Below are 22,199 nucleotides of genomic sequence, written 5' to 3' on the forward strand. Positions count from 1 at the left end.
CAGCCACCCCACCCGTACCGGCCCGGGGCCCCGGCGGCGGGCCGGATAAGGTGTGCCGCATGCGTGAACTGGGTCGTGGATTCGGCTATCTGGTGAAGGGGCAGCGCTGGGTCGCCCAGCACGGCAAGCAGTTCGGATGGGGGCTGCTGCCAGGACTGATCACCCTCGTCCTGTACGCGGGCGCGCTCGTCGCCCTCGCCCTGTGGGGCACGGACCTCGTCTCCTGGGCGACGCCGTTCGCCGACGACTGGTCGGGCCCGTGGCCGGGCCTGTTCCGCGGCTTCCTCACCGTCCTGCTCTTCGCCCTGGCGCTGCTGCTCTCCGTGGTGACCTTCACCGCGGTGACGCTGTTGATCGGCGAGCCGTTCTACGAGTCGCTCTCCGAGCAGGTCGACATCTCCGTGGCGGGCTTCGCGCCCGAGTCGGGCCTGCCGCTCTGGCGCGAGCTGCTCATCTCCATCGGCGACAGCCTCCGCATCGTCGTACGGGCCTTGATCTGGGGCGTGCTGCTCTTCGGCCTGGGCTTCCTGCCGGTCGTCGGCCAGACCGTGGTCCCGGTGATGGGCTTCTTCGTCACCGGCTTCTTCCTGGTGGAGGAGCTGACGGCGGTCGCGCTGCAGCGCCGCGGTGTGCGGCTGCGCGACCGCCTGGCCCTGCTCCGGGCCCGCAAGTCCCTGGCGTGGGGCTTCGGCGCCCCGCTCGCGGTCGTCTTCCTGGTGCCGTTCGTCGCCGTGTTCCTGATGCCGGGCGCGGTCGCCGGGGCGACGCTGATGGCACGGGACCTCATGGGCGAGGACGCGGGCGCCGACGACGACTCCGACGACTCCGACGACACTGACGGCTCCGGCGACGCGAGCGGGACCCCCCGGCCGGACGGCCGGGGCGCGCCTACCGCCCGTTAGCCTCCACGGCCGTCACGACGATCTGGCGCACCTGCCCGATGATGTCGACCCGGTTGCGGACGAACTCCGCATCCGTGATCTTGCCGGTCGCCGGGTCGGTGTTCCCGGCGCCGAACTGCAGGACGGGCGTGTGCACATGGCCGCCGGGCAGCCGGTCGCGCAGCCCGAGCCGGTCGCGCAGCAGCGTCGCCCGGTAGGCGATCTCGTTGGACAGGTAGTCCCCGCCGCCGCCCTGCCGTGCCGTCGACCCCGGCGTCGGCCCGTCAGGCCGCTGCACCGGCGTGCTGCCGCCCGCCGGGATCTCGGTCACGGCTGTGTTGTCGTACACGGGGAAGCGCCCGGTGTCGGCCGCCACGATGTCCTTGTACGGGAGCGTGGTCGTCGTCCACTGCGGCTGCGAGGCCGGGTCGGTGACCGGCACGGTGCCGGTGCTCGACAGGTTCTCGTTGTCCCCGAACCCGCCCCGCCAGGCCCCGTTGGTCCGCTCGATGTCGAACTTGCCGACCCGGCCCTGGCTCACCGTCGTGAACAGGTCGACGCGCGGCAGCTGCCGCCGCAGGACCCGCTCCACCTCGCCCTCGGCGAAGTCCGTCCAGCGCACCGGGAACACGGCCGTCTCGATGCGCACCGGGCCCGCGGCGGTGCGCACGACGGTGCCGTCGAGGGCGAGCGCGGAGGCCCCGGAAGGGTTGCTGATGCGGGTGTCGCGGTCGAGCGTGAACGGGTCGAAGCCGGTCACGAGCACCCGCTTCATCCGGTGACCCTTGGGGTAGCTGATCGTGTCCTGGCCCCGGGACGTCGTCTCCAGCTTCCCGAGCAGCCGCTCCCGCCGCTCGTCACCAAGATCGAACCCGCGCGGCTCCCAGCCTCGCAGCGCCCGCGTCATCCCGAGCCGCGCCCAGTACAGCGGCCGGTCGTCGTCCCGGCTCAAGTCCCCGCCCTTGGGCCCGCGCCCCTGCGCCCGGTCCACGGCCCGCCGCCACAGCTCCGCCCCCTCGCGTGCGACCAGCCGCTCCGCCTGCGCGTAGGAGCGCACCCGGCCGAGGTCCCGCGCGAAGCCGGGCGCGATCCGGTCGAACCCGGCGCGCCGCAGGATCTCCTGGGGCGCCGCGCGGTCGAGGCGCTGCTCCTCGACGGTGGGCGCGCCGGCCCGGGCGGTGTCGGCGGCCGACGCGGACGGCACGGCGGCCCCGGCGAGGAGCAGGGCGCCCAACACGCCGTACACGCCGAGCCGTCGGCCTGATATCCCGGGGGTGGGGGACGTAGCCACGAGAGTCCTTCCGTTGCAGGTGAGGTGGCCGAAGTATCGCGGGGCGGGGGTGGTCCGCGCCATGCCCCGCGGAAAGCTTTCCCCACCGCCGTCGCCACGCTGAGTCCCCGCCGCTCTCGCTACGCCGAGTTCCCACCGCCGTCGCTACGCCGAGCCCCCACCGCCCCGCTACGCCGAGCCCCCGCACGCCTCCCGCAGCGCCGCCAGGAACGGGCCCACCGCGGGCGGCGGCGTCCGGCCCCGCGCCGTCGCCGCGTACACCACCCGCGCCGGGACCCCCTCGTCGCGCACCGGCACCAGGGCGATGTCGGGCCGCGCCCCCTGTGCCGCGAGCGCCGGGACCAGGGTCACGCCGAGGCCCGCGGCGACGTACCCCTGCTTGGCCGTCCACTCGCCGACCACGTGCGCGATCCGGGGCCTGAAGCCGTGCCGCAGCGCCGCGTCGAGGAGGGTGCCCGCCGGTTCGGGGCTGCCGGAGATCCAGTCCTCGGCGGCGAGCCGGTCCAGGCCGACGCACGGCTCGGCCGCCAGCGGGTGGCCCGCGGGCACGGCCACGTACAGCGCCTCGTCGAGCAGGTGGTGCAGTTCGTAGGCGTCGTCGGCGAGCGGGCCGCCCGTCGTCGACACGACGGCCAGGTCCAACTCGCCCTCCACGAGCCGCCCGAGCAGCGGCCCGGTGAAGCCCTCCTCGCGCGCGAGGGCCACGCCGGGGTGGCGGGCCCGGAACAGCGCGATGGCCCGCGGCACCAGCGCCGCGTCCGCCGTGGCGAACGCCCCGAACCGGAGCAGCCCGCCCGACACGTCGTCCAGATCCGCCAACTCCCGCCCCAGCAGCCCCAGTTGGCGCAGCATCGTCTCCGCGTGCGGCAGCGCGGCCCGCCCGTGCGCCGTCGGCCGCACCCCGCGCGGCAGCCGGTCGAACAGCGGCGCGCCGCCGAGCGCGCCCTCCAGGGAGGCGATCTGGCGGGACACGGCGGACTGCGTCCAGCCGAGGCGCCGCGCGGCCACGGTGAAGGAGCCGTCCCGGGCCACCGTCACGAACGCGCGCAGCCAGACGGTCGACACATCGGCCGCGGCGGCGCCGGACGCGTCACTCACGGTGCTCTTTGAGGCATGCGGATCATGCATGGCTCCCATGCTAGGCATTCGCTTGTGGCATCGCGTGCCCGGGCCTAGCGTCGTACGCATGGAACGGAACACCGAACAGAGCACGGAACCAAGCACGGAGCAGCCCGCCCCCACCCCGCGGCAGCGCGTCGCCTTCCTCGGGCTCGGGCACATGGGTGCCCCCATGGCCGGTCGCGTCCTGGCCGCCGGGCATCCACTGACCGTGTGGAACCGCACCGCCGCGAAGGCGGAACCGCTCGTCGCGGCGGGCGCGCGCGCCGCCTCGACGCCCGCGGAAGCAGTCCGCGACGCCGACGTCGTCCTCACGATGCTCGCCGGACCGGACGCGCTGCGGCACGTCGCCGACGAGATCCTGCCGGTGCTGCGGGAGCGCGTCGGCGTCCACTGGGTGGAGATGTCGACCGTCGGGCCCGACGCCGTACGGGCGCTGGGGGAGCGGATGGCGGACGGCGTCACCCTGGTCGACGCGCCCGTGGCGGGCAGCACGGACAAGGCCGCGGCGGGGCGGCTCGGCATCCTCGCGGGCGGCGACGCCACCGCCGTCGAGCCCCTGCTCGCCCACCTCGGCACCGTGACCCGCACCGGCCCGCTCGGCTCGGGCGCCGCGCTCAAGGTCGTCGTGAACACCGCGGTGCTCGGCGGAGTCGCCCTGGTCGCGGAGTCGATGGCCCTCGCCGACGCGCTCGGCCTGGATGCCGAGGTGGCGCGGGGCGTCCTGGCCCAGGGGCCGCTCGGCGGCGCCGTCGCCCGCGCCTTCGCCACCGACGTGCACTTCGGCAACGGCCTCGCCGCGAAGGACGTGGCCCTCGCCACGACCACGACGTGGCTGCCCGCGATGGAGGCGGTCCTCGGCCACTACGAGGCCGCGGCGGCGGACCCGGACGTGGCCGACGAGGACATCGCCGCGGCGGTCACCCGCATCCGCCGCACCCGCGAGCCCCGCACCTGACGCCGAGCGAGCCCGCACCTGAGCCCCACCGGCCCCGCGCCCGCCGCCCGCCGGTCACGCCGCCCTGCCCGAACCCGCCTCAAGGAGACCGACCCCATGCACGTCACCCTCGACAACCCCACCGCCGCACCCCGGCCCCTCGGCCCCTACTCCCAGGTCGCCCGCGTCCAACTCGCCGACGGCAGCGCCCTGTTGTACCTCTCCGGACAGATCGCCGAAGGCGCGGACATCGCGGAGCAGACCCACGGCGTCTTCGCGACCCTCACCGCCCTCCTCCAGGCGCACGGCGCGACGCTCGCCGACATCATCAACATCCGTACGTTCCTGACGGACATGGACGACCTGCCCGGCTACGCCGCCGTGCGCCGCACCTACCTCACCGGGACGCCGCCCACCAGCACCACGGTGTCGGTCCCCCGGCTGTTCAGGCCGGAGGCCCTGATCGAGGTGGAGGTGGTGGCTAGCTGCGCGGCCGGGCGGCCGTGACCCCCTTGTGGGCCATCTCGGCGAGGCGCGACTGCCCGTCCTTGCTGGGGTGGAACCAGTCCCAGTGGCTCAACTGGTCCCCGTCGAAGCGGAAGTCGAAGACGGCCCCGCCGTCGTACCGGCAGCGCTGATCCCGCGCGCAGACGTCCTTGAGCACCTTGTTGTACGCCACCACGCGGTCCTGCACCGACTGGCGCCGGTCGGTGGCGGCCCGGTCCATGTTGTCCGCGTCGGCCAGCATCGACTTGCAGATGCCGAGCTTCCACACCTGCTTGCCGAGCTGGTTGGTGCGGCCCGTGGACCAGAGCCGCTTCAGGTCCGGCACGCTCGCCACGTACACCTGCGTCTTCGGCTGGGTGCGGCGCAGCGCGCGCAGGGCGTCCTGGAAGTCGGCGCGGAACTCCGCGACGGACGTCATCTCGTCGGCCGAGGACCGGCAGGCGTCGTTGGCGCCCGCCATCACCGTCACCAGCTCCGGATCGCGCGCCGCCGCCCGCTGCATCTGCCCCGGCAGATCGGCCATCCGCGCGCCGGTCTTGGCGTAGTTCCAACTGTGCGTCTCCGCGCGCTGCTTGCCGAGCAGCCGCCGCGCGAGGCTGCGCACGTCGTCGTCGCTGCCGGTCGCCCAGGACGCCTCCGGGCAGTCGGAGAGCACCGAGCAGGCGTCGAAGCCGCGCGTGATGGAGTCGCCGACGGCGGCGAGGGAACGAGGGCTGGTGTCCCAGGCGGGGGCCCGCTTCGGAGCCGCTCTGTCCTGCGCAGACGACCCGCCCGGAGCCGCGGAGTCGCCGCCCGACGCGTCACACGCGGTGAGCGTGGCGAAACCGGTGAGAGCCGCCGTCGCGAGGGCGACGGCGGCCCGTACGCGGTGCCTTGAATTCCGCATCCTCGTCCCCTCTGTCGTCCAACGTGACGTCGCGCGGGCCGTTCGGGTTGCGTCCCGCCGAGTGCTGATATGTCCCGTGCGCGGCCCCGGGACACCCAACCGGGGGTTTCCGGGCCTCCCAGCGAGTGAAACCCAGGGGATTCCCGGCATGCGGACCGACGGTACGTCACACTCCTTGCCTCGCCGCACGGTAGCCTCGCCACCCAGTGGCACCCGATTTTCTCGGTTCCGCTAAATTACATCACGTCACATCTGTCCCCTTTTTTGACTTTCCTCGCTTTTGGGGAATATCGCTCGGCACGGGCGCGAGGCCGCTGGGGAAGGCGTACCTCGTCCCACACTGGAGGTCCCGGTGACGACACGTGGAGTTCTGTACGTGCACTCCGCACCGCGCGCGCTGTGCCCGCACGTCGAGTGGGCCGTCGCGGGCGTGCTCGGCGCACGCGTCAGCCTCGACTGGATCCGACAGCCCGCGGCGCCCGGCACCTGGAGATCCGAGTTCTCCTGGCAGGGCTCGGCGGGCACCGCCTCCAAGCTCGCCTCCGCGCTGCGCGGCTGGGACCTGCTGCGCTTCGAGGTCACGGCCGAGCCCAGCGCGTCGGCCGAGGGCGAGCGCTACAGCGCGACGCCCCAACTCGGCATCTTCCACGCCGTCACCGGCATCCACGGCGACATCCTGATCCCCGAGGACCGGCTGCGCGCCGCCCTCGCCCGCTCCCAGAGCGGCGAGAGCGACCTGGCCGCCGAGCTGGCCAAGCTCCTCGGCAAGCCCTGGGACGACGAACTGGAGCCGTTCCGGTACGCGGGCGAGGGCGCGCCGGTGCGCTGGCTGCACCAGGTCGTCTGAGGGCGCTCGCACAAGCGGACACGTCGAAGGCCCACCCGGTTGAACCGGGTGGGCCTTCGACGTGACTGCTGCCGACGGTGGTTACACCGTGCGGAAGGCGAGGACCACGTTGTGGCCGCCGAAGCCGAACGAGTCGTTCAGCGCCGCGATCGTGCCCTCGGGCAGCGGGCGGGGTTCGCCGCGGATGATGTCCGCCTCGACCTCGGGGTCGAGGTTGTCGATGTTGATCGTCGGCGGGGCCACCCGGTGGTACAGCGCGAGGACCGTCGCGACGGTCTCCACACCACCGGCGCCGCCCAGGAGGTGACCGGTCATCGACTTCGTCGAGGAGATCGCCATGTGGTCGACGTCGTCGCCGAAGGCCTGGCGCAGCGCCTTGATCTCACCGACGTCGCCCTGCGGGGTCGAGGTGGCGTGCGCGTTGATGTGCGCGATCTCGGCGGGCTTCAGGCCGGTGTTGTCGACCAGGTTCTGCATCGCCGCGGCGATGCCGTTGCCGGACGGCTCGGGCTGCGTGATGTGGTGCGCGTCGGCCGAGATGCCCTGGCCGACGGCCTCCGCGTAGATCCGCGCGCCGCGGGCCTTGGCGTGCTCCTCGGACTCCAGGACGATCACGCCCGCGCCCTCGCCGAGCACGAAGCCGTTGCGGTCGCGGTCGTAGGGGCGGGAGGCGCCCTGCGGGTCGTCGTTGTTCTTCGACATCGCCATCATGTTGCCGAACGCGGCGATCGGCAGCGGGTGGATGGCCGCCTCCGTGCCACCGGCGACGACGACGTCGGCACGGCCGGTGCGGATCATCTCGATCGCGTAGCCGATGGCCTCCGCGCCGGACGCGCAGGCCGAGACCGGGGTGTGCACCCCGGCGCGGGCGTTCAGGGTGATGCCGACGTTCGCCGCGGGCGAGTTGGGCATCAGCATGGGGACCGTGTGCGGGGAGACGCGGCGTACGCCCTTCTCCTTCAGCACGTCGTACTGGTCGAGGAGGGTCGTCACACCGCCGATGCCGGAGGCGATGACCGCGCCGAGCCGGTCGGGGTCGACGGCCGTGTCCTCGCCCGCCTTCGCGGTGAAGCCCGCGTCCTTCCAGGCCTCGTCGGCCGCGACCAGCGCGAACTGCGCCGAGCGGTCGAGCTTGCGGGCCTGCGGGCGCGGGATGGTCTCCGTCGGCTCGACGGCGATGCGGCCGGCGATGCGGACGGGCAGCTCGGCCGCCCAGTCCTCCTCGATGAGGCTGATCCCGGAACGGCCCGCGAGCAGACCCTCCCAGGTCGATGCCGCGTCGCCACCCAGCGGTGTGGTTGCGCCGATACCGGTGACGACCACGGTGCGATTGGTCGAGTTCACTGGATTTCTCTCTCCACGATTTGGTTCAGATGCGGATTGCGGCGGCGCCACCGCCGGGTGGCGGCTGGCAAGAGCCCCGGTCGGGTACGAGCCCGCGGTCGTCAGGCTCGGACCTGGTGTCAGGCCTGGTGCTCGAGGATGTACTTCGTCGCGTCGCCGACGGTCTTCAGGTTCTTGACGTCGTCGTCCGGGATCTTGACGTCGAAGCGCTCTTCGGCGGCGACGACGACCTCGACCATGGACAGCGAGTCGACGTCCAGGTCGTCGGTGAAGGACTTGTCCAGCTGGACGTCCTCGACCGGGATGCCGGCGATCTCGTTGACGATCTCGGCGAGACCGTCGACGATCTCCTTCTCAGTGGCGGCCATGTTGGCGCTCCTTCGTATGTATCCAGAGGGTGTGGCGGCAACCGCGTGGATCCGAAGATCCGCAGTGGGTGCCTAGGGGAGGGTAACGACCGTGGCGGCGTACACGAGACCCGCCCCGAAGCCGATGACGAGCGCGGTGTCGCCGCTCTTCGCCTCACCGGTCGCCAGAAGCCGCTCCATGGCGAGCGGGATCGAGGCGGCCGAGGTGTTGCCGGTGGTGCGCACGTCACGGGCGACCGTGACGTGCTCCGGCAGTTTCAGAGTCTTCACCATCGAGTCGATGATCCGCTCGTTGGCCTGATGCGGAATGAAGACGTCCAGGTCGTCCGCGGTGATTCCGGCCGCGTCCAGCGCCTGCTGGGCGACCTTCGCCATCTCGAACACGGCCCAGCGGAACACCGCCTGGCCCTCCTGCGTGATGGCAGGGAACTTGTCGGGGGCGCCGTCGCGGTACGCCTCCCACGACTCGGTCTGCTTGATCGTGTCGGACTTGTCGCCCTCCGAGCCCCAGACCGTCGGACCGATCCGCGGCTCCTTGGCCGGGCCCACGATCACCGCGCCGGCGCCGTCGCCGAACAGGAAAGCCGTGGCCCGGTCGTGCAGGTCGGTGAGGTCGCTGAGCCGCTCCACGCCGATGACGAGGACGTACTCGGCGGAGCCCTCGACGACCATGCCCTTGGCGAGGGTGAGGCCGTACCCGAAGCCCGCGCAGCCCGCGGAGATGTCGAACGCGGCGGGCTTGCCCGTGCCGAGCTTGTCCGCGATCTCGGTGGCGATGGCCGGGGTCTGCTTGAAGTGCGAGACGGTGGAGACGATCACGGCGCCGATCTGCTCGGGCGTGATGCCCGCGTCCGCGATGGCCTTGCCCGACGCCTCGATGGACATCGCGGCGACGGTCTCCTCGTCGGAGGCCCAGTGCCGGGTCTGGATCCCGGAGCGGGAGCGGATCCACTCGTCGGACGAGTCGATCGTCTCGAGGATGACCTCGTTCGGCACGACCCGCGTGGGGCGGTAGCCGCCGACGCCCATGATCCGTGCGTACGGGGCGCCCTGGCTGGGCTTGATCTTCGACATGCGCTACGGCTCCTTGTCTCGCTCAGGAATGCTCGGCGACGAGCGTGCGGGCCGCGTCGAGGTCATCGGGGGTCTTCACCGCGAGTGTCTTGACACCCTTGAGCGCGCGCTTGGCGAGACCGGTCAGGGTGCCGCCCGGGCACACCTCGATCAGCGCCGTCACACCGAGCTCCTTGAAGGTCTCCATGCACAGGTCCCAGCGGACCGGGTTGGCGACCTGGCCGACCAGCCGGGAGATCACGTCGGCACCGGCGGAGACCGCCTTGCCGTCGCGGTTGGAGAGGTACGTGAGCCGCGGGTCGGCGACGGTGAGACCGGCTGCGGCCTCCTCCAGCTTCGCCACCGCGGGCGCCATGTGCTCCGTGTGGAACGCGCCGGCGACCTTGAGGGCCACCACCTTGCGCACGCCCTCGGGCTTGTCCTCCGCGAGGGCGGCGAGCTGCTCCAGGGTGCCCGCGGCCACGATCTGGCCCGCGCCGTTCACGTTCGCCGGGGTCAGGCCGAGCTTCTCCAGGTGCGGCAGGGTGACCTCGGGGTCGCCCCCGAGCAGCGCCGCCATGCCGGTCTTCGTCACGGCGGCGGCGTCGGCCATGGCGAGGCCCCGCTTGCGCACGAAGCGCAGGGCGTCGTCCTCGGTCAGCACACCGGCGTACGCGGCGGCCGTGATCTCGCCGACGCTGTGCCCGGCGACGGCGCCGGGCGCGATGTCACCCAGTGCCGCGGCGGAGAGCAGACCGGCGGCCACCAGCAGCGGCTGCGCCACCGCGGTGTCACGGATCGCGTCCTCGTCCCCTTGCGTTCCGTAGTGGGCGAGGTCGAGCCCGATGGCGTCCGACCAGGCGGCGAGCCGGTCGGCGGCACCGGGGAGGTCGAGCCAGGGAGTCAGGAAGCCGGGCGTCTGAGCGCCTTGGCCGGGAGCGACGAGTACGAGCACTCTCACACTCTCTCTTGTGGACAGTACGAACCGCCCGTGGGGACAGGGACGAAGAACGGCTGAGGGAATTGTAGAGCCCCGACAAAGACTTAAGGCTGGGGATCACCGTCGGCGAGACGTCCCAGGATCAGTGCGATGCGCAGAGTGAACGCCGAGCGCACATCCGAAGGGGACCAGCCGGTGACGTCAGTCACACGTCGAAGCCGGTAGCGCACGGTGTTGGGATGCACAAAGAGCATCCGTGCGGCGCCCTCCAGGCTACTCGCCTGTTCCAGGTAGACGCTGAGGGTTTCCAGGAGCGCCGAACCGGCTTCCTCCAGCGGTCTGTAGATCTCCTCCACCAGCTGTTCGCGCGCCGCCGGATCGCCCGCGATCGCCCGCTCCGGCAGCAGATCGTCCGCGAGGACGGGGCGCGGCGCGTCCTGCCAGGCACCGCACGCCTTCAGGCCCGCGGCGGCCGCCTGCGCGGAGCGGGTGGCGGCGAGCAGGTCGGGCACGATGGGCCCGGCCACCACGGGCCCGGCCGCGTACGGCCCGATCAGTGCCTTGGCCACGGCCAGCGGGTTGTCGTTGCCGCCCGCGATGACGACGAGACGGGTGCCGAGCACGCCGGTGAGGACCTGGAGCTTGGCGTGCCGGGCGGCCCGCCGGATGGCCTCCACGGTGAGCTCGCTGTCCCCGTCAGGGGCGGTACCGAGCACCACGCACACGTGGTCCGGCGAGTTCCAGCCAAGGGCGGCGGCACGGGAGACGGCACCCTCATCGGCCTCCCCGGAGAGCACGGCGTTCACGACGAGCGACTCCAGGCGTGCGTCCCAGGCACCGCGTGCCTCGGCGGCCTGTGCGTACACCTGCGCGGTGGCGAAGGCGATCTCGCGGGCGTAGACGAGCAGCGCCTCGCGCAGCACCGACTCGTCGCCGGGCGCGGCGACCTCGTCGATCGCCGACTCCATGACCTCGATGGTGGTCCGCACCATCTCCACGGTCTGGCGCAGCGTGATCGCCCGGGTCAGCTCGCGGGGCGCGGTGCCGAAGACGTCCGTCGAGATCGCCTGGGGGGCGTCGGGGTGCCGGAACCACTCGGTGAACGCGGCGATGCCCGCCTGCGCGACCAGGCCGATCCAGGAGCGGTTCTCCGGTGGCATGGCCCGGTACCAGGACAGCGTCTCGTCCATGCGCGCGATCGCCTGCGCCGCGAGGCTGCCGGACGACTTCTCCAGGCGCTTCAGGGTCGCGGCGTGCGCGTGGGCGCGGCCGCCGCGCCGGGCGTCGGCTCCGGCGTCCTGGTGGGCTGAGTTCGCTTCAGGTACGGGCACGGGGACAAGACTGCCTTATCGGGACGGCGGTGTGCGGGGCCGGGGCTACGGTGGGGGGCGTGATTGAAGTACGGCGCTCCGGTGAGCGGTATCCCGGGGGCGACCCCATGGCGGGGATCGACTCCTTCCACGCCTTCTCCTTCGGGCCCTACTACGAGCCCGACAACCTCCGCTTCGGCGCGCTGCTCGCCTGCAACGAGGAGCACCTCGCGCCCGGCGCCGGGTTCGACGAGCATCCGCACAGCCACACCGAGATCGTCACCTGGGTCGTCGCGGGCGAGCTGACCCACCGCGACTCCACGGGGCACGAGTCCGTCGTCCGTCGCGGCGACGTCCAGCACCTCAGCGCGGGCGCGGGGGTCCGGCACGTCGAGCGCAACGCGGGCCCCGAGCCGCTCACCTTCCTCCAGATGTGGCTGACCCCCAAGGACCCCGGCGGCCCCCCGGCCTACGACATCGTCCGCGGCATCGCCGACTCCACGCCCTACGCCGTCCCCGCCGCCTCCGCCCTCCTCCACGTCCGCCGCCTGGCCCCCGGCGAACGCACGGCCCTGCCCGACGCCCCGGCGGTCTACGTCCATGTGGTCGCCGGTGAAGTCGCCCTGTCCGACGAGGAGTTGGGTGCGGGGGACTCGGCGCGGGTGACGGGGGAGCGGGGGTTGGACGTGGTGTCGTACGGAGGGAGGGCGGAGCTGTTGGTGTGGGAGATGGGGTAGGGCTTCGCCGTGCCTAGAGTTCGGCCAGCACCGCGTCCGTGAACGTCGGCCAGACCTCCACGGCCCACGGCCCGAAAGCCCGGTCCGTCAGGGCCACGCACGCGGCGCCCGCGTCCGGATCCACCCAGAGGAACGTTCCCGCCTGCCCGAAGTGCCCAAAGGCCCGCGGCGACGACGAACTCCCCGTCCAGTGCGGTGACTTCCCGTCCCGGATCTCGAACCCGAGCCCCCAGTCGTTGGGATTCTGGTGCCCGTACCCGGGAAGCACGCCCTTGAGCCCGGGCCAGGCCACGGACATGGCCTCGGCGACGGTCCGCGGGTCGAGCAGCCGCGGCCGCTGCACCTCGGCGGCGAACCGCACGAGGTCGTCCACGGTCGACACCCCGTCCTTCGCGGGCGAGGCCCCGCCGTCCAGGAACGTCGAGGACATCCCGAGCGGCTCCAGGACGGCCTGGCGCAGATAGTCCGCGAAGGGGATCTCGGTGGCCTTGGCGATGTGCTCGCCGAGCACCTCGAACCCGGCGTTGGAGTACAGCCGCCGCGTCCCCGGCGCCGCCGCCACCTGGTGCTCGTCGAAGGCGAGCCCGCTGGTGTGCGCGAGCAGATGCCGCACGGTGGCACCGTCCGGCCCGGCGGGCTCGTCCAGCTCGATCGCCCCCTCCTCGTACGCGACGAGCGCCGCGTACGCCGCGAGGGGCTTGGTGACGGAGGCGAGGGCGAACTGCCGCCCGGTGGGCCCGCGCGTCCCCGCGACGGTGCCGTCCGCGCGGACGACGGCGGCGGCAGCGGTCGGGACCGGCCAGTTCTCGATCAACGCCAGGCTCTGCATGCCCCGAGCCTAAGCGCCCGTGAGTTTCAGCTGCATGTAGGGGTCGGGCTTGCGGACGAACCCGAGCGAGGCGTACAGCGGCTCGGCCTCGGGCGACGCGGTCAGGTCGACCTGCCCGGCGCCCCGCTCCCGGAACCAGTCGAGCAGCGCCTCCACGCAGGCGCGCGAGAAGCCCCGGCGGCGCATGCCGGGGTCGGTGGCGACGCTGAAGACGTAACCGGCGACACCGTGCGGATTGCCCGCGCGCCCGATGCGGTACTCCAGGGTGCCCACGGCCAGCGCGGCGAGGGCACCGGACCGCTCGGGGTGGTCGACGACGAACGCGGCGAAGTTCCCGTCGGGGTCGGCGAGGCGCTCGCGCACGGTGGGGATGGACTCGGCGTGCCAGTCGGTGACGGAGGCGGCGGGCAGGGTGCCGTCCAGGGTGAGCACGGAGTCGATCATGACCTGGCGCAGGCGTATGACTTCTTCGGCGTCCGCCGCCGCGGCGCGTCGTACAGCATTCATGGGCCGCACGGTAGCCACCGCACCCCGGCGCCGTCCCGTGGATTACGGCCGGGTCCGGCGATCTTTCGGATTGCCCTTGCTTGGAGTGCGCTCCAAGGTTCTAGCGTGGGGGCCATGACGGTGATGGAGACCACCCCCGCACCTACACCCGCCCCCACCCGCGACCCGGCCGCGCCCGAGATCTGCCCGCCCCCGCCCGCCCATCCGCGCCCGGACGGGCAGGACCACTACACGATCAGCGAGGTCGTCGCGGTGACCGGTCTGACCGCGCACACCCTGCGCTGGTACGAGCGGATCGGCCTGATGCCGCACATCGACCGCTCCCACACGGGCCAGCGCCGCTACCGCAACCGTGACCTGGACTGGCTGACCCTCGTCGGCAAGCTGCGCCTGACCGGGATGCCGGTCGCCGACATGGTGCGCTACGCGGAGCTGGTGCGCGAGGGCGAGCAGACCTTCGCGCAGCGCCGGGAGCTCCTGGAGCGCACCCGCAGGGACGTCCGGGCCCGGATCGCGGAGCTCCAGGGCACGCTCGCCGTCCTGGACCACAAGATCGACATCTACTCCTGAGCCCCGGCCGCCCCACCACCCCCACCACCCTGAATCCCAGCGGAGGCACGACCAAGTGAAGATCAACACCGCCCGGCTCGGCACGGCAGGCCCCGAGGTCGGCGTCCAGGGCCTCGGCTGCATGGGCATGAGCTTCGCGTACGGCCCGACGGACGCCGACGAGGCAAGGGCCACCCTGGAGCGGGCGCTCGACCTGGGCGTCACGCTCTACGACACCGCCGACGCGTACGCTGCCGGCGAGAACGAGAAGTTCCTCGCCCCCTTCTTCGCGGCGCACCGCGACGAGGTCGTCATCGCCACGAAGTTCGCCCTGTCCATCGACCCGGCCGACCCGACGAAGCGGACCATCAACAACGCGCCGGAGTACATACGCGCCTGCGTCGACGCCAGCCTGAGCCGCCTCGGCGTGGACGCCATCGACCTCTACTACATGCACCGCCGCGACCCGCGCGTGCCGATCGAGGAGACGGTCGGCGTGATGGCCGAGCTTGTCGCCGCGGGCAAGGTCAAGCACCTCGGGCTCAGCGAGGTCACCGGCGACGAGCTGCGCGCCGCGCACGCCGTGCACCCGATCGCGGCCCTGCAGTCGGAGTGGTCGCTGTTCAGCCGCGACATCGAGCGCGCCGTCGTCCCGGCCGCCGCCGAGCTCGGCGTGACCCTGGTCCCGTACTCCCCGCTCGGCCGCGGCTTCCTGACCGGCTCCTTCGTGAGCGCCGACAAGGAGCTGACCGAGGACGACGTCCGCCGCATGCAGCCCCGCTTCACCGGCGCCAACGCCGAGGCGAACGCGGCCCTCCTCGCCCCGATCCGCGAGGTCGCCGCCGCGCACGGGGCGACCCCGGCCCAGGTGGCCCTGGCCTGGGTGCAACAGCGGGCCGAGGCTCACGACCTCCCCGTGGTCCCCATCCCCGGCACCCGCAAGCGCACCCGCCTGGAGGAGAACACGGCGTCCACACGCATCACCCTGACGCCCGCCGAACTGGCCCTCCTGGACCCGATCGCGGGCAAGGTGGCGGGGGACCGCTACGCGGACATGACGTTCTCGTCGGCGGGCCGCGAGTAGGAACGGCGCAGAGGGGCCCTGTAAGGGGCGCGGGGAACTGCGCGAGCAACCCCCGCGCTCCCGCGGACGGCAAGGACCAACCCGCCCCACCCCGAACCCCGAAGCCCAGCGGCAGGCTAAAGCTCAGCGAGCAACTCGGCCTTCTTCGCAGTGAATTCGTCATCCGTGAGCAACCCGGCCTGGTGCAACTCCCCAAGATGCCGAATCCGCTCGGCGATGTCCGCGGGATCACGCCGGACGGCGGGCGCGGCAGCGGGGATCACGGCGGGCGCGGGCCCCGAGGCCCGCACGGCGGCGAGCACGGACGCCGCGAAGGGCAACGACTCGTGCACGGGGCCGTAGCCGAGGCCGAACACGACGGCCGCCGGATCCTGGTCCGCCTGCGCGGGCTGCGCGGGCTGTGCCTCGCGGCGCAGCAGCCGCAGATGGCCCTCGAAGACCTCCGGCGAGCGCCACTCGACCCCGCTCAGGTCGGTGACCAGGAAACTCTGGTCACCGGCCTTCCACTTCGCCGACGAGGCCCCCGTCCAGAACCAGCGGAACGCCACCGTCTTGCCGTCGAAGGACGCCTTCCCGTCGTACGCCTTGAACTGCAGCGGCGCCTCGGGCGCGGCCACCAGATGGCGCTCCGCCGGGCCCGGGTCGTCCGAGGGGAGGGCGGCGCGCAGCTCGTCCGCGTAGTACTCGGCGAGCGTCTCGCGCTCCGCCGGGAGCACCAGGCGGTAGGGATCGGAGCCGTCCTTGAGCTGTCCCGCCGCCGCCTCCATGAGCGGATCGGCGCCCGGTCTCGGGACGGCGTGCAGGACGGTCGTCCCGCGTTTGCCCGGTGTGAGCGTGACCCCCGCGATCGCCTCATGAGGGATGCGGCGCTCACCGAGAGCCTGGAACAGCTTCGGCGTACGGATCCCCCGTTCGAAGCGGATGAGCACGGAGTCGGACTCGAACTCCCAGGCGGCGTGAAATCCGGCCAGTACATCACCCATGCGGCTCATCGTATGCGGCACGCGCTTCTCCGTCTCTCCTGCGGCGGGCCGCTGTTTCGTCGATTTCTACGCGCGTCAGGCCGCTGTCGTACCGGACATACCTTCCCGGCAGGCCACGGACTGAACGGCGCAGCGCACCTTGTCGTACGCGCCGACGCCGATCTGGGCGAAGTTGCGCAGGCTGTCCGTGCCCGGCTCGAAGTAGCCCGTGTGGCCCCGGGCGCGGTCGGCGGACACCACGCGCGCGCCGAAGCCCGCGGAGACGGGGTCGGCGCCGTGGCCGAGCCCGCCGACTTCCATGTGCGGCACATCCTGGATCCAGTCGTCGCTGTCCCGTGCGGCCCAGATCCGCGCGCGGCTGCCGAGGCCCGTGGCGCTGTCGGCGCGCATGCCGGGGCTGCCCGCGACCGCGATGTCGGTGACCCGCGACGGCAGCCGGTGGGCCGCGACTCCGCACACCACGGAGCCGTAGCTGTGGCAGTACAGCGCCACCGCGGCCCGGCCGGGCAGCGCGCTCACCAGTGAGTCGAGGCGGACGGCCCCGTCGTCGGCGCGCATCGAGGTGGCCGCGTCCACGCCGAGGCCGACGGGCGCGGTGTAGTCGGCCCAGGCGATCACGGCGGTCCGCGCGCGGGGGTCGACCGCGCGCTCCGCGCGGTACAGCGACTGCGCCATGCCGACGGGCGCCGCGTACTTGCGCTGGGTGCGCTCGAAGGTGAGGACGTTCGTGTCGACTCCGGGCACCACGACCGACACCCGTGCGGCCCGGTCGAGGTCTCCGTAGACCTCGGCCATGCGCCCCGACCCCATCGGGTCGAAGGCGAGGACCTGGCGGTCCGGGCGCATCATCACGCCGAACCGCTTCATCCTGCGCTCCGCCTCCTGCTTGCCCACGGGCGAGAGGCGGTCGTCGTGGACGCGCTTCTTCTCGATCGCGCGCGCCTGTTGCAGGGCGACGCGGTTCGCGTGGTACCGCAGTTGTACGGGGGCGCCGTTCATGTTGCCGACGGCGAGGGGGTACCGGGCGGCGAGGCGCGTGCGCTGCTGAGCGGTGAGCGAGGCGAAGAACCGGGCGATCCTGACCGCGGGTGCGCCGGAGTCGGGCAGGTCACGCCCGTCGATGCGCCCGCGGTCCCAGGCGGCCAGGGTGGCTTCGAGCGGCGATCCTGCGCCGTTGTGCTGGCGCACCGCGGTCCAGCCGGTGGTCGCGAGCATGACGAACACCACGGTGAGCGCGAGCAGTGCGCGCCAGACGCCGAGTTGGGGGGATGAGTCGAAGGAAGTCACTGCGGGACACCCTAGGAGAAGCGCGAAGCCTCCCGTGCACGGGGTGAGGCAGATCACGTTTCTAGAGGGGTAATTGTGGTGAAGCGGACACTTCCCTTGCGTTTTCGTCACGCTCTGTGCGTAGGGTGCGTACGAGGCGCATGTGCGGCGCGTGGTCACGCGGAGTGCGCCGTGGTCACTCAACGTGGGCGCGCCGGTGGGAAAGTCGGCCCGGTCAGCCCGCGTGCCAGTCCGCGGAGAGCACCGGGCCCAGGTGGTCCCGACACACCCAGGGGAAGTCCCGCAGCCGGGAGAAGCCGTCTCAGGGAAAGTCCTCCGGGTCCGCTCGGGGGGCTTTCGCCTATCAGGGTGAGCGGTACGAGAACCCCTTTCCGGCCCCGTGTCCCACGGTCGAGAGTGGCGACAAGTGAGCGATACGACACGGGGGTTGAAGCACATGCGTACGACCACGCGATCCACCTTGCCCGCCGCCACGGCCGGAGCCACGGCCGTCCTCGCACTGACCACGGCCGCCCTGGCCGCCGTGGTCCTGACGCCCGCACACGCCGGGGCCGCGGGACCACCACGGCTCGGCGGCTGCGGCCCCGGGGAGCTCTGCCTCTGGGAGAAGGCCGGTTTCAAGGGCCAACGCCACACGTACGAGCTGGCCGGTACGGACATCGAGAGCTGTGTCGCGCTGCCGGAGGGGGGCAGCGCGCAGGCCATCGCCAACCGCACCGGCCGGCCCGTCACGACGTACCAGTCGGCGGAGTGCGCCGAGACGGGGGAGTTCAACACCTATCCGGGCACCGGCACCTGGGCCCCGGAGTCGCCCTACAAGGTGCGGGCGTTCAAGATCTGGGAGAGCTGATCGGCGGTCCCGCCTCGCCGACGGAGTCCTCGGCCGCGGCCTGGCGGGGCACGGTGGTCTTCACGGGCCCCCCGGACAGGGCACTGACCTGCGCGCGCAGGGCGATGACCTCCGCGGTCAGGGACTCGATCGCGGCGGTCTGGCGGCGCTCCTCGGCGTCGTCCTTCTCGAAGCGGGCGATGAACCACGCCGCGATGTTGGCGGTGACGACACCGAGCAGCGCGATGCCCGACAGCATCAGGCCGACCGCGAGCACCCGGCCGAGCCCGGTCGTCGGCGCGTGATCGCCGTAGCCCACGGTGGTCATCGTGGTGAAGGACCACCACACGGCGTCGCCCAGCGTCTTGATGTTGCCGTCCGGCGACTCCCGCTCCACCGAGAGCACGGCCAGCGAGCCGAACATCAGCAGACCGACCACGGTGCCCACGACGTAGGTCGTCATTCGGATCTGCGACGCCATCCGGGCCCGCCGGCCGACCAGGAGGAGGGTGGAGACGAGCCGCAGCAGCCGCAGCGGCTGGATCATCGGCAGGACCACGGCGCACAGGTCGAGCCAGTGCGTGCGCACGAACCGGGCACGGTGCTCGGCGAGCGTGAGCCGCACCAGATAGTCGACGGCGAACGAACCCCAGACGACCCACTCCACCGCGGTGCAGGCGCTCGTCACGGACTCACTCGCCTCGGGTCTGACGATCGGCACGGCGTAGGCGACCGCGAAGGCCACGGCGAGCGCGAGCAGCGGACGCTGCGTCCGGCGCTCCCAACGGACCTGTGCCGACTGTTCCTTCATACCCGCATCGTAGAAAGCCCGACGGGCGGTGGCCCCACGGCCCGCCGCCCGTCGCACTGATGAGGTGTTTATGTGCCGGTCGTGCCGGTTGTTCCGGCCGTCAGGCGTCGCCCCCTGCGGCGCCCGGGTCGGCCGCCGCGACGTCCAGGAGCTGATAGCGGTCGATCGCCTGCTTCAGGACGGAGCGGTCGATCTTGCCCTCGCGGGCCAGCTCGGTGAGCACGCCGACCACGATCGACTGGGCGTCGATGTGGAAGAAGCGGCGGGCGGCACCCCGCGTGTCCGCGAAGCCGAAGCCGTCCGCGCCGAGCGACTGATAGGTCCCCGGCACCCAGCGGGAGATCTGGTCGGGCACGGACCGCATCCAGTCGGAGACGGCCACGAACGGCCCCTCGGCGCTGCTGAGCTTCCGCGTCACATAGGGGACGCGCTGCTCCTCCTCGGGGTGCAGCAGATTGTGCCGCTCCACCTCGACGGCCTCGCGGCGCAGCTCGTTCCAGGAGGTCGCCGACCAGACGTCCGCCTTGACGTTCCACTCGGCGGCGAGGATCCGCTGGGCCTCGACGGCCCACGGCACCGCGACACCGGAGGCGAGGATCTGCGCCGGGATCGCGCCCTGCTCGCCCGCCTTGAAGCGGTGGATGCCCTTGAGGATGCCCTCGACGTCCACGTTCTCGGGCTCGGCCGGATGCTGGATCGGCTCGTTGTAGACCGTCAGGTAGTAGAAGACGTCCTCGCCGTGCGGGTGGTCCGCCGACGAGCCGTACATCCGGCGCAGGCCGTCCTGGACGATGTGCGCGATCTCGAAGCCGAAGGCCGGGTCGTAGGCGACACAGCCCGGGTTGGTCGAGGCGAGCAGCTGCGAGTGCCCGTCGGCGTGCTGCAGACCCTCACCGGTCAGGGTCGTGCGTCCTGCGGTCGCGCCCAGGACGAATCCGCGCGCGAGCTGGTCGGCCATCTGCCAGAACTGGTCGCCGGTGCGCTGGAAGCCGAACATCGAGTAGAAGACGTACACGGGGATCAGCGGTTCGCCGTGGGTGGCGTAGGCCGAGCCCGCGGCGATCAGGGACGCCGTGCAGCCCGCCTCGGAGATCCCGTCGTGCAGCATCTGCCCGGTCGGGGACTCCTTGTAGGCGAGCAGCAGATCCCGGTCCACGGCCTCGTACTGCTGGCCGAGCGGGTTGTAGATCTTCGCACTCGGGAAGAACGAGTCCATGCCGAAGGTGCGGTACTCATCGGGCGCGATCAGCACAAAACGCTTTCCGATCTCCTTGTCCCGCATGAGGTCCTTCAGAAGTCGCACAAACGCCATGGTGGTGGCGATGGACTGCTGCCCGGAGCCCTTCTTCACGGCCGCGTACGTCTTGTCCTCGGGCAGGCGCAGTGGCTCGGAGCGCACCACACGGGTCGGGACATAGCCGCCGAGGCCCTTGCGGCGGTCGTGCATGTACTGGATCTCTTCCGAGTTCCGGCCCGGGTGGTAGTACGGCGGGGCGCCGTCCTCCAGCTGCTTGTCCGTGATCGGCAGGTGCAGCCGGTCGCGGAAGCCCTTGAGGTCGTCGACCGTCAGCTTCTTCATCTGGTGGGTCGCGTTGCGGCCCTCGAAGTTCGGGCCGAGCGTCCAGCCCTTGACGGTCTGGGCCAGGATCACCGTCGGCTGGCCCTTGTGGGCCTTGGCCGCGGAGAACGCCGCGAAGATCTTCTTGTGGTCGTGACCGCCGCGGCCGAGGTGCAGGATCTGGTCGTCGGTCATGCCCTCGACCATGGCGCGCAGCCGCTGGTCGTCACCGAAGAAGTGGTCGCGGATGTAGGCGCCGGTCTCGGTGGCGTACGTCTGGAACTGGCCGTCGGGCGTGGTGTTCAGCTTGTTGACCAGGATGCCGTCCCGGTCCTGCGCGAGCAGCGGGTCCCAACTGCGGTCCCACACCAGCTTGATGACGTTCCATCCGGCGCCGCGGAACTGCGACTCCAGCTCCTGGATGATCTTGCCGTTGCCGCGCACCGGGCCGTCCAGGCGCTGCAGATTGCAGTTGACGACGAAGGTGAGGTTGTCGAGCCCCTCGCGCGCGGCGATGGACAACTGCCCGAGCGACTCCGGCTCGTCCATCTCACCGTCGCCGAGGAACGCCCAGACGTGCGACTTGGAGGTGTCGGCGATGTCGCGCGCCGCCATGTAGCGGTTCATCCGCGCCTGGAAGATCGCGCCGAGCGGGCCGAGGCCCATGGAGACCGTCGGGAACTCCCAGAAGTCCGGCATGCTGCGCGGGTGGGGATACGACGACAGGGCGTGCGGGGCCTTGGACTTCTCCTGCCGGAATCCGTCGAGCTGCTGCTCGGAGAGCCGGTCGAGGAGGAAGGCGCGGGCGTAGATGCCGGGGGAGGCGTGCCCCTGGAAGAAGATCTGGTCGCCGCCGTCGCCCTCGTCCTTGCCGCGGAAGAAGTGGTTGAACCCCACGTCGTACAGCGACGCCGAGGAGGCGAAGGTGGCGATGTGGCCGCCCACCCCGATGCCGGGGCGCTGCGCGCGGGACACCATCACGGCCGCGTTCCAGCGGGTCGCGTTCAGGACCTTGCGCTCGATCTCCTCGTTGCCGGGGAAGAACGGCTCGTCCTTGGTGGCGATCGTGTTGACGTAGTCCGTGCTGCGCATCTCGGGCACGGCGACGCGCTTCTCGCGGGCGCGCTCGATCAGGCGGAGCATCAGATAGCGGGCCCGCTCGCGGCCGCGCTCGTCGACGGCGGCGTCGAGGGAGTCGAGCCATTCCTGGGTCTCTTCTGGATCGAAATCCGGGACCTGGCTGGGAAGGCCGCCAATGATGATCGGGTTGCGATCGGATCCGGAAGCCACGCTGTTCCTTCGCTGTGTGGTCGCGCGTGCGCGCGATGCGGTTCGTGCTCGGGCTTGATCTCTGCTCCGGCCCTCGCGGGGCGCTGCTCCGTCCCCGGCCGGGGCTCTGCTCTGGACTCTCTGGGCTCGTGCGTACGACGCTCACCATCGTCTACCCCGGTGCGGTCTACGTCATCTCTACCTCCAGGTAACCGGGACGACGGCCGCCGTCCCTGGGGTAGGCTCGGCCAAATCGCAACGATACGCCCATCC

At 71.9% G+C, this 22,199-nt stretch carries 22 protein-coding genes; 8 read left to right on the top strand and 14 right to left on the bottom strand.

What is annotated here, in order from left to right:
* Positions 1–59 precede the first annotated feature (59 nt).
* Positions 60–902 (top strand): EI24 domain-containing protein, encoded by an 843-nt coding sequence (locus tag OO63_RS13905; RefSeq protein ID WP_051810845.1) that lies wholly within the window; start codon positions 60–62, stop codon positions 900–902.
* Here the strand turns inward: OO63_RS13905 and OO63_RS13910 are convergent.
* Both OO63_RS13910 and OO63_RS13915 read right to left on the bottom strand, forming a co-directional pair.
* Complete coding sequence (locus tag OO63_RS13910) at positions 889–2,172, bottom strand: pyroglutamyl-peptidase I (protein ID WP_397622119.1); 1,284 nt, start codon at positions 2,170–2,172, stop codon at positions 889–891. The genes OO63_RS13905 and OO63_RS13910 overlap by 14 nt on opposite strands.
* Before the next feature lie 168 nt (positions 2,173–2,340).
* Positions 2,341–3,237: a LysR family transcriptional regulator gene (locus OO63_RS13915; protein WP_030358549.1), complete on the bottom strand. Its 897-nt coding sequence runs from the start codon at positions 3,235–3,237 to the stop codon at positions 2,341–2,343.
* A gap of 121 nt (positions 3,238–3,358) precedes the next feature.
* Between OO63_RS13915 and OO63_RS13920 the strand changes: the two genes are divergently transcribed.
* Together OO63_RS13920 and OO63_RS13925 are read left to right on the top strand one after the other, a co-directional pair.
* The gene (locus OO63_RS13920) at positions 3,359–4,249 is read left to right on the top strand and encodes an NAD(P)-dependent oxidoreductase (protein WP_078619123.1); all 891 of its coding nucleotides are present in this window, start codon (positions 3,359–3,361) and stop codon (positions 4,247–4,249) included.
* Positions 4,250–4,345: 96 nt separating this feature from the next.
* On the top strand, positions 4,346–4,735 hold the full coding sequence (locus OO63_RS13925; RefSeq protein ID WP_030358547.1) for a RidA family protein: 390 nt from the start codon (positions 4,346–4,348) through the stop codon (positions 4,733–4,735).
* Here OO63_RS13925 and OO63_RS13930 read toward each other — a convergent pair.
* Positions 4,710–5,621, bottom strand: a complete 912-nt coding sequence (locus OO63_RS13930; RefSeq protein ID WP_030358546.1) for an SGNH/GDSL hydrolase family protein — start codon at positions 5,619–5,621, stop codon at positions 4,710–4,712. The two genes, OO63_RS13925 and OO63_RS13930, sit on opposite strands and share 26 nt — an antisense overlap.
* 352 nt (positions 5,622–5,973) lie before the next feature.
* Here OO63_RS13930 and OO63_RS13935 point away from each other — a divergent pair, with 352 nt between their 5' ends.
* Entirely contained in the window at positions 5,974–6,468 is a 495-nt protein-coding gene (locus OO63_RS13935; protein WP_030358545.1) for a DUF3145 domain-containing protein, read from the top strand.
* An 81-nt stretch (positions 6,469–6,549) separates the two neighbouring features.
* On the opposite strand, the gene fabF is transcribed toward OO63_RS13935, so the two are convergent.
* The 5 genes from fabF to fasR all read right to left on the bottom strand — a co-directional run bounded on the left by fabF (position 6,550) and on the right by fasR (position 11,417).
* Positions 6,550–7,812, bottom strand: a complete 1,263-nt coding sequence (gene fabF / locus OO63_RS13940) for a beta-ketoacyl-ACP synthase II (RefSeq protein ID WP_030358544.1) — start codon at positions 7,810–7,812, stop codon at positions 6,550–6,552.
* A gap of 119 nt (positions 7,813–7,931) precedes the next feature.
* Positions 7,932–8,180, bottom strand: coding sequence for an acyl carrier protein (locus tag OO63_RS13945; protein WP_030358543.1), 249 nt, complete (start codon positions 8,178–8,180; stop codon positions 7,932–7,934).
* A gap of 72 nt (positions 8,181–8,252) precedes the next feature.
* Positions 8,253–9,254, bottom strand: coding sequence for a ketoacyl-ACP synthase III (locus OO63_RS13950; protein ID WP_030358542.1), 1,002 nt, complete (start codon positions 9,252–9,254; stop codon positions 8,253–8,255).
* Positions 9,255–9,276: 22 nt separating this feature from the next.
* On the bottom strand, positions 9,277–10,188 hold the full coding sequence (locus tag OO63_RS13955) for an ACP S-malonyltransferase (RefSeq protein ID WP_030358541.1): 912 nt from the start codon (positions 10,186–10,188) through the stop codon (positions 9,277–9,279).
* 89 nt (positions 10,189–10,277) lie between these two features.
* Positions 10,278–11,417, bottom strand: coding sequence for a fatty acid biosynthesis transcriptional regulator FasR (gene fasR / locus OO63_RS13960; RefSeq protein WP_087887534.1), 1,140 nt, complete (start codon positions 11,415–11,417; stop codon positions 10,278–10,280).
* Between the two features lie 146 nt (positions 11,418–11,563).
* On the opposite strand from fasR, the gene OO63_RS13965 reads away from it, so the two are divergent.
* Positions 11,564–12,220, top strand: coding sequence for a pirin family protein (locus OO63_RS13965; protein WP_030358539.1), 657 nt, complete (start codon positions 11,564–11,566; stop codon positions 12,218–12,220).
* 13 nt (positions 12,221–12,233) lie between these two features.
* Here OO63_RS13965 and OO63_RS13970 read toward each other — a convergent pair whose 3' ends face one another.
* Positions 12,234–13,049 (bottom strand): serine hydrolase domain-containing protein, encoded by an 816-nt coding sequence (locus OO63_RS13970; RefSeq protein ID WP_030358538.1) that lies wholly within the window; start codon positions 13,047–13,049, stop codon positions 12,234–12,236.
* A gap of 9 nt (positions 13,050–13,058) precedes the next feature.
* Positions 13,059–13,556, bottom strand: a complete 498-nt coding sequence (locus OO63_RS13975; RefSeq protein ID WP_030358537.1) for a GNAT family N-acetyltransferase — start codon at positions 13,554–13,556, stop codon at positions 13,059–13,061.
* A gap of 114 nt (positions 13,557–13,670) precedes the next feature.
* On the opposite strand from OO63_RS13975, the gene OO63_RS13980 reads away from it, so the two are divergent.
* Together OO63_RS13980 and OO63_RS13985 are read left to right on the top strand one after the other, a co-directional pair.
* A complete protein-coding gene (locus tag OO63_RS13980) occupies positions 13,671–14,126 on the top strand; it encodes a MerR family transcriptional regulator (RefSeq protein WP_030358536.1) in 456 nt (151 codons plus the stop codon).
* Positions 14,127–14,247: 121 nt separating this feature from the next.
* The gene (locus OO63_RS13985) at positions 14,248–15,189 is read left to right on the top strand and encodes an aldo/keto reductase (RefSeq protein ID WP_234311171.1); all 942 of its coding nucleotides are present in this window, start codon (positions 14,248–14,250) and stop codon (positions 15,187–15,189) included.
* Between the two features lie 116 nt (positions 15,190–15,305).
* Here the strand turns inward: OO63_RS13985 and OO63_RS13990 are convergent, their stop codons facing one another.
* Positions 15,306–16,181, bottom strand: a complete 876-nt coding sequence (locus OO63_RS13990; protein WP_033264119.1) for a DUF4429 domain-containing protein — start codon at positions 16,179–16,181, stop codon at positions 15,306–15,308.
* Positions 16,182–16,247: 66 nt separating this feature from the next.
* Positions 16,248–17,459, bottom strand: a complete 1,212-nt coding sequence (locus OO63_RS13995) for an alpha/beta hydrolase (protein WP_030358533.1) — start codon at positions 17,457–17,459, stop codon at positions 16,248–16,250.
* 436 nt (positions 17,460–17,895) lie between these two features.
* Here OO63_RS13995 and OO63_RS14000 point away from each other — a divergent pair, with 436 nt between their 5' ends.
* Positions 17,896–18,309: a peptidase inhibitor family I36 protein gene (locus tag OO63_RS14000; RefSeq protein WP_030358532.1), complete on the top strand. Its 414-nt coding sequence runs from the start codon at positions 17,896–17,898 to the stop codon at positions 18,307–18,309.
* Here OO63_RS14000 and OO63_RS14005 read toward each other — a convergent pair.
* Both OO63_RS14005 and aceE read right to left on the bottom strand, forming a co-directional pair.
* Positions 18,290–19,099 carry a potassium channel family protein gene (locus OO63_RS14005; protein WP_051810846.1) on the bottom strand — a complete coding sequence of 270 codons (810 nt, stop codon included), beginning with the start codon at positions 19,097–19,099 and terminating at the stop codon, positions 18,290–18,292. The genes OO63_RS14000 and OO63_RS14005 overlap by 20 nt on opposite strands.
* A 100-nt stretch (positions 19,100–19,199) precedes the next feature.
* Positions 19,200–21,947 carry a pyruvate dehydrogenase (acetyl-transferring), homodimeric type gene (gene aceE, locus OO63_RS14010; RefSeq protein WP_030358530.1) on the bottom strand — a complete coding sequence of 916 codons (2,748 nt, stop codon included), beginning with the start codon at positions 21,945–21,947 and terminating at the stop codon, positions 19,200–19,202.
* Between the last annotated feature and the right edge of the window lie 252 nt (positions 21,948–22,199).

The sequence above is a fragment of the Streptomyces alboflavus genome (assembly GCF_000716675.1).
In the GTDB taxonomy this organism is placed as follows: Bacteria; Actinomycetota; Actinomycetes; order Streptomycetales; family Streptomycetaceae; genus Streptomyces; species Streptomyces alboflavus.